This is a genomic window from Fibrobacter sp. (assembly GCA_024399065.1).
Lineage (GTDB): Bacteria > Fibrobacterota > Fibrobacteria > Fibrobacterales > Fibrobacteraceae > Fibrobacter.
The window spans coordinates 86786-100851 of the sequence record JAKSIB010000010.1 but is presented as its reverse complement, the minus strand read 5'-3'; the positions used below and the strand labels follow the sequence as shown (position 1 = coordinate 100851).

At 44.5% G+C, this 14066-nt stretch carries 12 protein-coding genes; 8 read left to right on the top strand and 4 right to left on the bottom strand.

Going from position 1 to position 14066, the window contains the following annotated elements:
• The first annotated feature begins 103 nt into the window (after nucleotides 1-103).
• The 6 genes from MJZ25_06970 (at nucleotide 104) to MJZ25_06945 (ending at nucleotide 5252) form a co-directional block, all read left to right on the top strand.
• A complete protein-coding gene (locus MJZ25_06970) occupies nucleotides 104-1057 on the top strand; it encodes a hypothetical protein (GenBank protein MCQ2123913.1) in 954 nt (317 codons plus the stop codon).
• An 80-nt stretch (nucleotides 1058-1137) separates the two neighbouring features.
• The gene (locus MJZ25_06965) at nucleotides 1138-2088 is read left to right on the top strand and encodes a nucleotidyl transferase (GenBank protein ID MCQ2123912.1); all 951 of its coding nucleotides are present in this window, start codon (nucleotides 1138-1140) and stop codon (nucleotides 2086-2088) included.
• A 95-nt stretch (nucleotides 2089-2183) separates the two neighbouring features.
• Nucleotides 2184-3002 (top strand): RNA methyltransferase, encoded by an 819-nt coding sequence (locus tag MJZ25_06960; GenBank protein MCQ2123911.1) that lies wholly within the window; start codon nucleotides 2184-2186, stop codon nucleotides 3000-3002.
• Nucleotides 3003-3278: 276 nt separating this feature from the next.
• Nucleotides 3279-3713 carry a dUTP diphosphatase gene (locus MJZ25_06955; GenBank protein MCQ2123910.1) on the top strand — a complete coding sequence of 145 codons (435 nt, stop codon included), beginning with the start codon at nucleotides 3279-3281 and terminating at the stop codon, nucleotides 3711-3713.
• 52 nt (nucleotides 3714-3765) lie between these two features.
• Nucleotides 3766-4011, top strand: coding sequence for a BrnA antitoxin family protein (locus MJZ25_06950; GenBank protein ID MCQ2123909.1), 246 nt, complete (start codon nucleotides 3766-3768; stop codon nucleotides 4009-4011).
• Between the two features lie 257 nt (nucleotides 4012-4268).
• On the top strand, nucleotides 4269-5252 hold the full coding sequence (locus MJZ25_06945) for a diaminopimelate dehydrogenase (protein ID MCQ2123908.1): 984 nt from the start codon (nucleotides 4269-4271) through the stop codon (nucleotides 5250-5252).
• A gap of 97 nt (nucleotides 5253-5349) precedes the next feature.
• Here MJZ25_06945 and MJZ25_06940 read toward each other — a convergent pair whose 3' ends face one another.
• Nucleotides 5350-6510 carry a histidine phosphatase family protein gene (locus tag MJZ25_06940; GenBank protein ID MCQ2123907.1) on the bottom strand — a complete coding sequence of 387 codons (1161 nt, stop codon included), beginning with the start codon at nucleotides 6508-6510 and terminating at the stop codon, nucleotides 5350-5352.
• A gap of 84 nt (nucleotides 6511-6594) precedes the next feature.
• On the opposite strand from MJZ25_06940, the gene MJZ25_06935 reads away from it, so the two are divergent.
• Together MJZ25_06935 and MJZ25_06930 are read left to right on the top strand one after the other, a co-directional pair.
• Nucleotides 6595-7635: a DHH family phosphoesterase gene (locus tag MJZ25_06935; protein ID MCQ2123906.1), complete on the top strand. Its 1041-nt coding sequence runs from the start codon at nucleotides 6595-6597 to the stop codon at nucleotides 7633-7635.
• Between the two features lie 16 nt (nucleotides 7636-7651).
• A complete protein-coding gene (locus MJZ25_06930; GenBank protein MCQ2123905.1) occupies nucleotides 7652-9337 on the top strand; it encodes a hypothetical protein in 1686 nt (561 codons plus the stop codon).
• A 415-nt stretch (nucleotides 9338-9752) separates the two neighbouring features.
• Here MJZ25_06930 and MJZ25_06925 read toward each other — a convergent pair whose 3' ends face one another.
• The 3 genes from MJZ25_06925 to MJZ25_06915 form a co-directional block, all read right to left on the bottom strand.
• Complete coding sequence (locus MJZ25_06925; protein ID MCQ2123904.1) at nucleotides 9753-10283, bottom strand: hypothetical protein; 531 nt, start codon at nucleotides 10281-10283, stop codon at nucleotides 9753-9755.
• Nucleotides 10284-10943: 660 nt separating this feature from the next.
• The gene (locus tag MJZ25_06920) at nucleotides 10944-13520 is read right to left on the bottom strand and encodes a hypothetical protein (protein MCQ2123903.1); all 2577 of its coding nucleotides are present in this window, start codon (nucleotides 13518-13520) and stop codon (nucleotides 10944-10946) included.
• On the bottom strand, nucleotides 13520-14005 hold the full coding sequence (locus MJZ25_06915; GenBank protein ID MCQ2123902.1) for a hypothetical protein: 486 nt from the start codon (nucleotides 14003-14005) through the stop codon (nucleotides 13520-13522). The genes MJZ25_06920 and MJZ25_06915 overlap by 1 nt, the downstream gene beginning before the upstream one ends.
• Nucleotides 14006-14066 lie beyond the last annotated feature (61 nt).

The window sequence follows — 14066 nt, the reverse complement described above, 5'->3', positions numbered from 1 at the left end:
TTTAATTATAGCAAGATTGTTTTTTTATTTATTTGTAATGTCGATTAACTAGCCCGTCTCTTTGATTATTATATTTTGCTTACATTTTTTAGGAGATTTGGTTTTGAAACGTTTGCTTCCCTTGCTTCTGATTCCCGCTGCTGTTTTTGCCGGGGAATTCAGCTATTCTTTGACAACGGCTGCTGCCGATTATCTGGAACGTGAAATTGAACCTGGCGAAGACCACTTTGCTTCTGTGGCTGGCCCCTTCAATGGCGCGAAGGCCGCTACGACTTTTAACGCAAAATATACCATACCCACACCTCTTGGAACCCACTGGTTGGTGAAGGACGCCACCGTGGATTTGACCGGTAGTTTTGAACTTTCCCCCTTGTCCATTCGTCCTCAGTTGAAGGCTGAGTTTACTCCTGTGCCGTTCCTTGTGTTCAGCGCTGGAGGATCTATTGGTACGGGCTGGAATCCGTTGGGCTTTGACGGAATGAGCATCTATAATTTTAAGAAGCAGGAATACGAGGCCTTGACCCCGTTTGCTCATTACTACTATGACTTCTGGGCTTCTGCTACGTTCCAGTTTGATACAGGTGCCTTGATTGAAGGTGACTGGACCCATGTGGTGATGCTTGCCACCTACCAGTGGATCTACAAGGGCATTACCGGCGTTGACGATGGCGATATTTGGGAATGGCAGGTGATTCCTGGCGAAGCTAACGGTTGGCAGTATTATTTCACTGGAGTGCTTGGCTATAAGATGCCCTTGACCTTACAGATGGTTGGATTCATGGCAGAATTGTATGGCCACTTTGATCGCTCCGACTTTGATAAGGGTATTCGCAAAACTGGAAAAACCTTTGATGGCGAATTCATGTGGATTGACTTGAGTCTGCTTCTCGATTTCAAGTTGAACGACAAGAATGGACTTAAGGCTTTGTTCACTATCGAAGGCGATCGTAGCTTCGCAACACCTCATGAAAAATCTGATGAAGAACCGCTGCTGCTGAAGACTGGCCGCGAATGGTCCTTCTACAGAATCGCCTTGATTTGGGAACATAAGTTCTAGTTTGAAGAACGCCACGATTTGATGGCGCCTGTGGAAACTGAAGCCTCGCCTAAGGGCGAGGTTTTCTATTTTATATGCCAATGGATCAATTGAATGTTTTAATTCTTGCCGCAGGTTTGGGAACCCGACTTCGCCCGCTCACAAGCGATGTGCCGAAGCCCTTGGTTCCTGTAGTGGACAAGAGCATTTTGGAACAGCAGGCTATAAAGGCTCGTGCTATTGGCAACGTTCGTCTTCACGCCAATGCCCATTACCTTGCGGACCAGATTGTGGCCGAAGGGGAACGCCTGGGTTTTGAAAAGGTCTGGGTGGAACCTGAAATCTTGGGAACTGCCGGCCCGCTGAAACGCATTTGGCGGGAAGGTTATCGCGGTGGATTGTTGATCATGAATGGCGACGCTTATTGTGGTTTTGACCTGAAGGCTTTCGTAGAAAATGCAAAGGCCGCATTTGCTGCTGGTGCGCAGAATGGTGCTGCCCCGGGTGTGGCTTTGCTTGCCGTTGATTTCCCCAAGGTGAATACTTTCCGCGTAGGGAAGGATGGTCGCCTGAACGGTGTAGCTGGTCGCTTCGGTTTGGATGAAGGCCGTGCTGCCACATTCTCCGGCGTATCTTATTACAGCGATGAAGCGTTGGCTCACATCAAGGATGGCGAGTTCGATATTCGTGAATTCTGGAAGCAGGAAATTGCCGCGGGCCGCCCGCCCTATGTGGACATGAGCCAGCTGAATGCCACCTGGATTGACATGGGCTCTCCCGAAGGTTTGAAGGATGCCTGTGACGCCCGCCTGAAGGAGCTTGATGTGGATTCCTGGATTCATCCGGAATGCTCCAAGAGGTATCCCTTGATGTTCCTCGATGTTCCTTTCGGGAAGGGTCTGAAGATGATGCATTCCGTGATTGGAGCAAACGTGATGATTCCTGCAGGTGTTTCGCTGAACAATACGTTACTTTTTGATGGTGCAGAACTTGCACCTGGCGAAACTGTGGAAAATGAAATCCGCGGTAAGGGATTTAGCTGGAAGATTTAAGTAAACAGTGATTAGTGGTTAGTAAGCAGAAATGTTGATAGAATTCATTTTATTTTTCCTAACCACTAACCACCAACCACTAACCACTATTAGTTATGCGAAAATTTAGAGTAGTACTTGTTGAACCGGAACATCCTCACAACGTGGGCTTCGTTGCCCGCGCCATGCACTGCTACGCCTTGCCGGAACTTTGCATTGTGTACCCCAAGCGCAACGAAGTGATGGAAAAGTCCTACCACACTGCAGCCAACAGCCACGACATTCTGGACAATGCAAAGATTGTGCATACCTTCCAGGAAGCTATTGGTGACTGTGCTTGCGCTATCGCTTTTAGCCGCCGTATTTTTGGCAGTGCCATCAAGCATTGCATGGTGCAGAACCTTTCCGAAATGCTTCCTGAAGACGGAACCATCGCTCTGGTGTTCGGTCGTGAATCCTGTGGTCTCGCTCTTGAAGAAGTGAACGCTTGCACCTACCAGTGCGAAATTCCGGTACCGGGCCTCATGAGTTTGAACTTGGGTCAGGCAGTTTCCATTTCCCTTTATGAACTTTGCCGTTCTGGCGCCTTGGCTAATGGCGAAGGCCGTGCAAAGCGCGGTTCCAAGGGTGCCTGCGAAACTGCTCCCGCAACCATCGACCAGATTAATGGATTCAAGAAGTTCTTGGATCGTTATTTGACTGGTCAGTATCACGATCAGGCTTGGCGCGATAACTTCCTGAACACCTTGCTCCAGAGACTGCATCCCACCCGTAACGAACTTTCTGCTTTGTTTGGTTTGCTCCGCAATGTGGCTGGTAAGCCCGCTCGTTTGGAACAGGCTGAAGACCGTGCTGCAAAGGCTGCAGCCGCCAAGGCCGCAGAGGCTGCTGATTCTGCTGATGCAGCGAACAACGCCTCCGAAGAGAAAAAATAGAAAATCAGTTCAAGAAACGATGAAATATGGCGGAATGGGGTACTAGAGTTGTGAGAAACTGTTTTTAGTACCTTGATTTGTGAACAAAGTAATCGTTTTTTGAAGGCTTGTCGGTGATTCCGGGTACCGAATCGTGAAAATTAGCAGGGTTGGTACCCTAGTGGAATGTAGATTAGGTTCAATAAACAAGATTTTTTTTAGAATAAAGTAAAAATTGGGGTACTAAATTGCAAATAAAAAGCGTGTTGGTACCCTAAAAATGCAAAAAGGCTTCTTATGACAATGAAAATCACCATTCAATATCTCGACGATTCCATTCCTCGTTTGGAATACATCGGCGGAAAGTCCGATTGGATTGACCTTAGCGCTGCAGAAACTGTGACCTTGAAGAAGGGCGAATTCAAGCTGATTCACCTGGGCGTTGCCATGAAGTTGCCGGAAGGCTACGAAGCTCATCTGGCTCCCCGCAGCTCCACTTTCAAGAACTTCAAGATCCTCCAGACCAATTCTGTTGGCGTCGTTGATTCCAGCTACTGTGGCAAGGGCGACTGGTGGAAAATGCCGGTCTACGCCACCGAAGATGTAACCATTGAAAAAGGTTCCCGTATCGCACAGTTCCGCATTATGGAAATCCAGCCTACGCTGGAATTTGAAGAAGGCGAGTTAGCCGACAAGGATCGCGGTGGCTTCGGCAGCACTGGCGTGAAATAATAACAGCACCGGCTCAAATAAACTCTGCGATTGGATAAAAAAAGATCTCGTCTTGTGTGACGAGATCTTTTGTGTTTTTGAAACCTTTGGGGATAATGCGGGAACGAAACTGGACTGCGGTTCTGTTGCAGAAGCTTGTGCCGAAATCAAGAAACGCATGATTTCCATGCGGGTGGAAACGGTCGTCATTGAAAAATTGAAGGTGAAGGCCAATAGGGTAGGGATCCCATATCAGACCCTGGCGGCAAGTGTCCTGAAACGCTACGCGGAAGGTAATTTGGATATCGAACCCGCTTGATGACTGCAGGTGTGGCGGGATCTCGGTGAAAACTGGAAAAAACCCAAAAAATGACCAAAACACTGTTTTACGGAAAATGTAAAACAAAAAGTGTAAAAATGGTAATTTTTACATAAAGTGTAAAGAAAATGGTCGAAAATGGTGTTTTCTATCCAAAAATTGACAAAAAACTTGTGGTTTTGTTTTTCACTCTTTGTTATTTTTCAAGCGCAAAAATTAAAATAAACGATAAAAAAGCCTCTCTATAAGGACTTATTATGGCAAAAATCGCTATTCTCGGTTATGGTAACTTGGGCCGCGGCATCGAATGCGCAGTCAAGAAGACCAAGGACATGGAACTGGTTGCAGTGTTCACTCGTCGTGATCCGGCTACTGTCAAGATTCAGACCCCGAACATTCCCGTTCTCAACGTCTCTGAAATCGAAAAGTGGGCTGACAAGATTGACATGCTGGTCATCTGTGGCGGTAGCGCTACTGACCTTCCGAAGATGACTCCGGAAATGGCTGCAAAGTTCAACGTGATCGATACTTTCGACACCCACGCAAACATTCCGACCCACTTCGCAAACGTTGATGCCGCTGCTAAGGCTGCAGGCAAAATCGCCATGATCTCCGTGGGTTGGGATCCGGGTATGTTCTCCCTGAACCGCGTCTATGCAAATGCAATCCTTCCGGATGGCAAGGACTATACCTTCTGGGGCAAGGGCGTTTCTCAGGGTCACTCTGACGCTGTCCGCCGCATCAAGGGCGTGAAGAATGCTAAGCAGTACACCTGCCCGGTTCCCGAAGCTCTGGACGCTGTCCGCAGCGGTTCTATGCCGGAACTGACCACCCGTCAGAAGCACACTCGTCTCTGCTACGTGGTTCTCGAAGAAGGTGCAGATGCAGCATACGTCGAAAATGAAATCAAGACCATGAAGAACTACTTCGATGAATACGACACCACCGTCAACTTCATCAGCGAAGAAGAATTCAATGCAAACCATAGCGGTCTTGCTCACGGTGGTTTCGTGATTCGTACCGGCAAGACTGGCATGAACAACGAACACACTCATGTGATCGAATACAGCCTCAAGTTGGACTCCAATCCGGAATTCACTACCGCTGCAGTGATCGCATTTGCCCGCGCAGCACTTCGCATGAAGGCTGAAGGCAAGACCGGTTGCTTCACTGTTCTCGATGTTCCTCCTGCATACTTGAGCGAACAGAGCGGCGAAGAACTCCGCGCACACTTGCTTTAAGATTTCCGCGCGGTTCATCCCGCGCAACTCTCGAAAAAAATTTCAAAAAGAAAGACCTGGGTTTTTGCCCAGGTCTTTTTCTTGCGGTTCTATAAAATTAACGAACTAACGGAGCGTCGGGTTCCCACTTGGAGCAGGTGTAGTCCTCTTCGGTTCCGTCGCAGTGGTAGCCGAGATAGCCTGTCTTTAAGCCTTTGACAGGGACGAAGGATCTTTCATTGTTTTCATTGACGATGATAGCGACACCTGCAAGGTAGTTAGGCCAATGCCTGAACACGCCCTGGTTCCAGTCGTTATCGTAACCATTTTTCTTCACATATTCGTAGGCCTCAAAGCCGATTTTGCGGTCGGTCAAGGAAATGAGGAATGGCGTAATAAATTTATCGTGAGTTGCGACTACGGTGACATTTTGGATGTCGTCATACATGAAGTGCTTATCTATGAATTCCTTTGACTTTGCATCAACATTGTAGAAATCGTTGGAGCAGGCAGTGGTGTCGTAGGCGAATATGGAAAAGATAGCCCAGCTCGTTACACCTTTGCATTCTCCAGGAGTGCTGTTCTTCACGAACCATTTTTCTGTGTAGTCTTCACTTTTCATAAAGTGATAGCTACTGTCTTTACTGAAAACAGTGGCGCTATCTAAGAAGGTCTCGCCCTTGCCCTTAGAGATGTAAACATCGGTATTGAGGGTTCGGTAAGACTTTGTACTGATGTAATAGAATTCTTCAGAACTTTTGGCACCCATTTTTTTGCCAAGATAGGAGGACTGATCCTTACCTTGTGCGTTCAAATCGCCTGTTGTTCCCGAATCCTCTTTTTTGCGTTCGCCATGTCGAATAACGAAAACCACTTTTTCTTTAGGTAGAACGCAGTCAAATACATCTTCCAACGGGATGAACTTGTCTTGGGTGCTGCGCATTTCCAAACATTCTTCGCTGAGGGTCGGTTCCGGTTCCTCGGAACTGGAAGATTCAATTTCTTCAGAACTAGAAGAGACTGTTTCTTCGGAGCTAGAAGACTCCGATTCTTCGCTAGAACTGGATTCGTTTTGCTCTTCGCTGGAACTGGAAATTTCTTTGGCAGTGCTGCTGGAGTTTGCTGAGCTTGCCTTGACGGAAGAAGAACTTTTTGCTTCGAGGCTGCTAGAAGAAATTTCTTCGGAATCGTCTTGCTTAGGTTCGGTTGCGTTAGATGATTCGCCGCATGCGGTAATTAGCATTGCACTGATGGCGGCAAGAAATAAAAAACGGTTCATTGTTTCCTCCTTTATCAAAAATACCATAAATTTTTGAAAGTTGGAGCGGTAACGGCGAACAAAGTGTTGTTATTTTTTCCATGAATGAACAACATAAATTTGTATCGTGAAGCTATTGCGGCGCTGGACTGGGGCTCGGCTCGTTTAAACGATGGTTGCCCGGCAATTGTTATCGGCCACAAGAATCCTGACGGGGATTCGGTTATGGCCGCTATGGCGTATGCCCACCTGATGCGTGAACTGGGTTATAATGCGGTTGCGAAAATTGCTGGCCCTGCCAATAAGGAGACTGTTTTTGCTGCAAAAACTTTTGGCTTTGAATTACCTGAAGTTTTGACGTCCGTGGGGGAGGATGCTCGCCTGATTCTCGTGGACCATTCTGACTATGCCCAGGCGGTGGATGGCGCCCGTGATGCCCGAATTCTCCAGGTTGTAGATCACCACGGAATTGGCGATATAACTGAGTCGAAATTACTTTATGCGAAATATATGCCTGTGGGTTCCACCTGCAGCATCGTATATACCAGCTATTGCGAACTTGGTGTGAAAATTACGCCCGAGGTGGCCAAGGTTCTTCTGACGGGTATCTTGACGGACACCTTGAACTTGGTTAAGGTGACTTGTACTGAGGTTGATCGGAAAATTTATAGTGAACTTGTTCGTGTTCTTGCTGAATCGGAAACGAAAACCTACGAAGATAAGTTTGCTGGAATCCAGAAAATCTACAAGGGAATGTCCGAGGCGGCAAAGAATTTTGACGGCATGACTGACTTGGAAATATTCAATGCCGACGCCAAGGATTATGATATCGGGGGAGTGAAGTTCCGCTTGGGAAGTATGGACTGGGATCATCCGGAATCCATTGAAAATTTCCTGGATAGAATGCTTGCGGTGATGAAAAGTCAGGTAAGGGGAATTTCATTTTGCCGTGTGGGCTTTATGGGACATTCCTACATCCTCTATAATGGCGCCCAAACACTCGCGGAATCCGCATTTGGCACCTCTCTTCGCCCAGGAATAGTTTATTGTGAACGTCGCCTGAGCCGTAAGCTGGATGTCGTCCCTATGCTGACCGCAAAAATCGCCCTTTGTAAAGATAAATTAGAAGACAGTCTCATCTTATAAATGTAAATTCACATATATGAATTTCACTTTGAAAAAGTTTGCCTTGGTTTCCCTTTTGGCAGTAACCTCCTTTGCTGCTGAATCGGGTAGGCGTGAATATTTTGACTGCTGGCTTGAAAAGGCCTCCCGTTTGGTTCCTTCCGAAAAAGCAAGATTGGAAGCTACCGACAACGATGCAATTTGTGGCTGCTTCAAGGCTGTGGATAATGGCCCTATCACGAAGGTGTTCGGAATTCCTAGACCTCACGTGTTGCCGTGTCCCAATGGATCTTGCATGCAGGGTAGTGCCATGGAGCAGTGTACGGATAATATCCGCCAGGCAACCATGTCGCTCTCTGATTTTGTTGACGGTCATCCCATGGCTGACGCTGTTCCCCTTGGCTTTGACGAAGGCTGGGAAATGACTCCGTTTGGTGAATATTTCAACCAGCGTAGCGACCGCGCCAAGGATGTGACTTGCTTCTTGAATGTACACGAACGCCCCTGGGCTCCGAAGAAGAAGGACGCAACCGTGTTCCGCATTTCTGGACTGCCCAAGAAATTGCTCCCCGAAGCAGAACTTCGTTTTACCGACTATAGCGATATCCGCTGCCTTGATAACGGCGTCTTGACTGGTTTTGCTTTTAACGGTTATATCGAAAACGTTCGCCATGTGGACGCCGAAGGCCTTATGCAGGGCGAAGAAGTGGGCTACATGAACGATCCTTCTTATCCTGCCCGTCAGGATGACAAGTGGGGTAAGGTTCTTTGGACTGCAAACTACAAGAATGGTATGCGCGAAGGCAATGCCTACTTCTACAAGTCCAGTGTTTTTGACCGCGTTCCCGCTGGCCAGAAGGAATACTACTTCAAGCATCTTGAAGTTCCCTACAAGCAGGGTTTTGCTAACGGTACCGCACGTATGTTCAGCGAAAGTGGCTTTGTTATGGCAGACATGCCTGTGAAACGCGGTGAACTTTTCGGCAGAACCATTATTAACAACCCCTTTAAGAAAAAGAAGGTCAACCTGACTTTCAACGCAGGCAACTTGGAAGGCTTTGTGGACTTTGGTGACTTCGGTGGTGTTTTCCACGAAGGCTTGCCCAATGGTCTTATCACTTTCTGGTCTGTGAAGGATACTTGCTACGAATGGAAGCCTAATTCTCTGGTTTGCTACACAGAACGTTTGAAGAAGAAGCAGTGGGGTACCTACAAGATGGGTAAGTTCCATGGCAAGATGGAATGCTACAATGGCAAGAAGGGTGATGTCAACTTGGTTTGCTCCGACCCGATCCAGGATTCCATTAATGCAGACCCCCATGTTATTGCAAAGAAGGCTCGCGCTGCCGCAGAACTTGCTAAGTCTAAGGTTCAGCAGGCTAAGGAAGCTGTGGCTCAGGCTCAGGCAGATTTGAAGCGCGCCGAAGCCGTAGCCGATTCTATGGAAAAGATTGCTGTTAAGGCTGAAGATGCCATTAAGCCGCCTGAACCGAACTGCGATTCCTTGCTGGCTACTATCGCTGCTGACTCTGCCAACGCTGCTGCACCTGTAGTGGCTCCCGCAGACTCTGCCGCACCGGCCGATTCTATGGCTGCTGTGATTGCAAGGTGCCGCGAAAAGGTTGCTGCCGCTGCTGATTCCGCTGTTAGTGCATCTGCTGCTCCAGCAGCATCCGCCGCAAAGGCTCCAGCACGTCGCCCTGTTGACGACTGGGAAGATTAAGTCTACTGCGATTCAATTCGCCGCGGTGTCTGCCGCAAAAAATCAAAAAAGAAAAGCGAGGTTAAAACCTCGCTTTTTTTTTCGTAGAATTTTATAATCCCTCAAAAAATGTTCTTACCTGCTTGCACGTGGCCGGGCGGGGGAGGGGCGCAGGGCGAGGGGGCTGACGGCCTTCGTAACTTCGAGTGCGGGCCCCCTCCCCGCATTGAAAATTACAAAGTACAATTCTATCCAAGATTTTTAATCGTGGATCGAATTCTTGAGGCTTTCGATCAAACGTGCAAAGCTGGGATCTGTTTCCATCTCCTTCTTGATGCTCTTGATGGCGTGAACCACGGTGGAGTGGTCCTTGCCTTAAATTTGGAATCCCCCCCAAAAAAAGTGCTTGATTTTTTTGTGTTTTAAATCAATTTGCTTACTTGCAAGGTCCTGTGATGTTTATCTTAAAACGTTGCTCCAAGAAGTAGGGCTCCGCATTGTTGCAGGTAAATCCTGTCTCTAGAAATACTTGGAAGTTCTTTTTGTATAGTTTCTTTACAAAGTCGTTTCCGTGCATGTCGAGATAATTTTGAGGTATCTTGTATTCTTTGGGTATTTCAAACTTGTAAGTGGCTGGAATCATTTGCGCTTTCTTTGTCGCGCAAGATTTTCGTGCATAAAAAGATGAATCTTCTGTGCAATTTAGGGAGGCCCCTGGCTTTATTGGCAAGTCAAAGCTCGCACGCGATTGCTTTGAATAGCAAGAACATTCAATGGAGTCTGTTTCGGAAAGATAAATGACTGGGGTATCTTGGTTAATTTTACTTAATTTCAATTTTGGCTGATTGCCATGATCAACACAGTAGTTTGCTACAATTGGGGCTGACTCGAAAGCGTCATCTAAACCGTCGCACAATGATAATGAGAAAATACAAAGAATTAGCAAAATGATTTTCTTTAAATTCATATAAATGTTTACTCTTTGTTTGAACAAATTCCGGTTACTTTTACGTAAAAAGTAGTCCGAAAGTTCGTGTAAAAACCATTACAAAAAACGTACCTGTATTTTTCATGAGCGAAAGTCTTTCCGATTATATTATGGGGGAAGGAACTCATACATGCCAAATAATGTGGAATTGCTTTTAATTCATTCTGTTCAACAGATAAGTCATATCTTGATGGATAGCTACAATGATTGGAGTCATGAGATGTTTTTGAAGAATCTAAACTTGAGTGAATTGCGCAATGTATGGTGGTTGTTACTTTTTTTTCTGGGGATACATAGCGTTGTTCGCAGTGCGTTTTACGGTGGTTTTTGCGTTTGCTGATGTAATTTTCGTAATGAGCGATGCTTATTTGTGGGGTACAGCAAATGGTGCTGTTTCTTGACAACCAATAAGAATATGTGTTAGATTCTTTTTCTATTACGACGGTAGAATCAGACATGTTTACGCAGACATTAACCACCAGTGATGAATCTAAATCGGGAATGTCCAAAGATTCTACCTTTGGTTCGGATAGTTTTGACGTGCCTAGGGAGTAGACTCCTTCGCAATTATGGCTAAAACAATATGATATTGCCGTTAAAAGGGTAATGCAAAGATGTTGTTTCATCGAACTTCCCTTTTTACTCTGTTTGACAATTTTTTGAGTCAAATGCAGACTTCATTTCAGCTATTGTTTCTTGCAAGGGTATCCTGTCCCTGCATTCATTTTTGTCGTCATTATCATCAATTTTATTTTGCTCGTTTATCAGTGCTGTCAATAAATTTCGAATGCTAGGCCAAATGTACAACTTTACTTCATTACACGCTTCCATGTATGATATTCCTGCATCTAGATTATACCATTCTTCAAACACTTTCTCATTATATTTCATATATGTGTTGTAATGCTTCATTTCATGCTTTTGGAGATCTTCGTTTGAATAATTTGGTTTTTTATCTATGCTTGTAGTGAATGTTGCCGTTACTTCAGCTTTGGTGGAGCAGTTTTCTCGCTCTGTTAAGCTCATATTCAGGATGATATCATGCTTGGCAGACACATAACCTGAATTTGTTTGCAATTTTAGCATAAAACCCATGCTTGTAATGTTGTCGGTTGTTTTTTCTAAATAAGGCTTGTGATTAACATTTTTTTCATACACTCTACGCCATTTAACATTTTTTCTTATATTTCGTCCTTTTGCGTCAAAAAATTGTGATGGCTTAATGAAATCAATACTATAGGACTCGTTTGTAGAATTTGACCATTTGTAATTGGTTGTTTCTTTTGTTTGTTTTAGCAAAGCATATGGCTGATCTGTACAATTATCGCCATTTTGTGGAAGTCCTGTTTTACAATCCACTTCTATATATGTCCATGAATCATTATTGAATCCGTTAATCCAAATCCAATTTTGATTACAATCAACATTGGCTGAATTACATTTGTAACATGAACCATTTACCGCTATACATTCAGAATATGGGTTGTTGGGAATAGAATTCATAGGATATTCATAGCACTTACCAATTTTGTTGATTATTTCTTCTCCTGTTTGGCAGTCTACGGTTCTCCACCACCATGAGTCCTGGGCATTTGTACCGATAGCCCAACCGTATACACGTTCTCTTTCTGGATTAAGAGAATAACATTTTCCTTCCTCCATGTTTTGAAGTCCTTCACTAAAGATTTGTGTGGGAGTGTATTCCTGGTCTGGACCGGTGATAAAAGGTTCTGTTTTCTGTTCGGAGGAACTGCTTGCAGAAAAAAAATCTATGGAAGAAGAACTTTCCACGGAAGAACTAGAACTTTCTGTTGAACTTGAATAAGGATTTGCAGCTTCGCATTCTCCAACAACGCACCATCCACGATTGGACAAGTTTGTCTCGTAATGAGATATGCCGTATGTTATTGCACAACTATTGGCTAAATCTTTCAGAACCTCTTTTGCTTCTAATTCTGTGCCAAAACAGTCTTCGTCATGAGGAATCCACTCGTTATTACAATAAGCGACAAGCTTGTTCATGTCGGGGAATGCGGGAAGTGACTTTAGAATCGCATTTTCAAGATCCTGACGGGTTATATTTGCTGGAAATAGATGATGCATGGCGAAATAATTTGACCGATAAACTATATCATTTTCTGTTAGAGTGAGTATGACGATCATGTATCCATCTTCTATAGCAAGAAGTTGGCTACTGTCCCAAAAAGATTCTGCCCACCATGATCCATCTTGGCCGGAGTCGTCTTTGTAGTAGATTCTGAGTATTTTTCCTTGAGCGTCACAAGCTCCGTTTTCGATGCCATCACACCAATATCCTTCTGAATAACCGCATATTGGCATATCGTATGGAATATAGCCTTGCACTAGTTCCACGTTTTGTAAATCGCAAGCAACATAGCGTGAAGATTTACAGCTACAGTTTACAAGATTTATGTTTTCGGGATTTAACATGTAGGGAAGTCTGTTGTAGACATTTACATGGACATTTTTAAGATTGGAGATGGCGTCTCTATAATCGCCTCCAATTTCGCAATAACCAAAGGTTTTTTCCCCTGGATTTATTGGACCGCCACAATGGTCTCCACCTTCACCACAATCGTTGCTTTCGGAACTGTCAATATATTCTTCGCTAGAGGAAGAATCGATATATTCAGAACTCGATGATTCACTGTCAACGTTTTCTGATGATGAACTCTCTGCTACGGAAGAACTGCTTTGCGCTTCTGATGAAGATGATTCAACTGAAATTGAAGAACTTGAAACAGTACAGTTTGGTAGAGGATTCCCGCATACTTCGCCATGAGGATTTTTCTTTTTTAGTTCACCGCCCCAGAGATTTGGATAAGCTGGAGGATTGCAAACGTAATTGCTAGTCAAACAGTCTTCACGACATGAGTTTTCGATATTCTCCAATTCAAGGTTTACCCAGTCAGAAGTACAAATGTTACAAGTGAATGATTCCTTTATAAAACCTCGTTTTGATGAACTTTCACCTCCGCAACTTGAAACCCATTCAACTGAAAAGTGAAAGTCGGCTCCTTCACCTTCATTTTGACATTCGTTGTTATAATGATGGTAATCTTCAGTTTCAATCGTTTTTAATATTGATTCGATGCCCTGATTGAACATAGCCTCGTCAAGTTGATCAAGGTTAAAGCAATCTATATATGCGTGTGATATTGAGGCGATTAAAAGTAATAAAAAGGATTTTTTCATTATTCGCCCCTTTTCAAAGAATCAAGATGTCTTCTTAAAAAAGGTTTTGTCGATGGACAACCACCTTCAGGATTGTTGGTCCATGAACAATCTCTGTTTTTTCTTTTGATTTCTAGTTGTTCTTCATTGTTAATTAAACTATCAAGAATGTTGTTCTGCACAAGGCTATCAAGAATATGTTTAACGTCATTTTTGTAGGCGACAGAGTCTGTTCTGCTTGCGCATTGCCTTTCGTTGCGACAAATTCTATTTACAATTCGTAACAGTAAACTTGTATTGACAATTTTTAGACTTTGCGCTTTGAAATCTTCTGCGGCAAGTTCAAATGCGTTTATTCCGGTTCGAATAGAATCTGGTATTTCTTGGCTAATTAAAACATGGTTGTCTTGTTCATTGATTATGTTAGGTGTATCTTCTTGTTTTTTTGTACACCCAACAACAGCAACTACGCTAAAGGTAATTGCAAAAATAGCCTTAGCTCTCATATAACCCCTTTTTATTCTTTATTTAAATATAATAAAAAAAGTGGAGTTAGTGACACTTTGG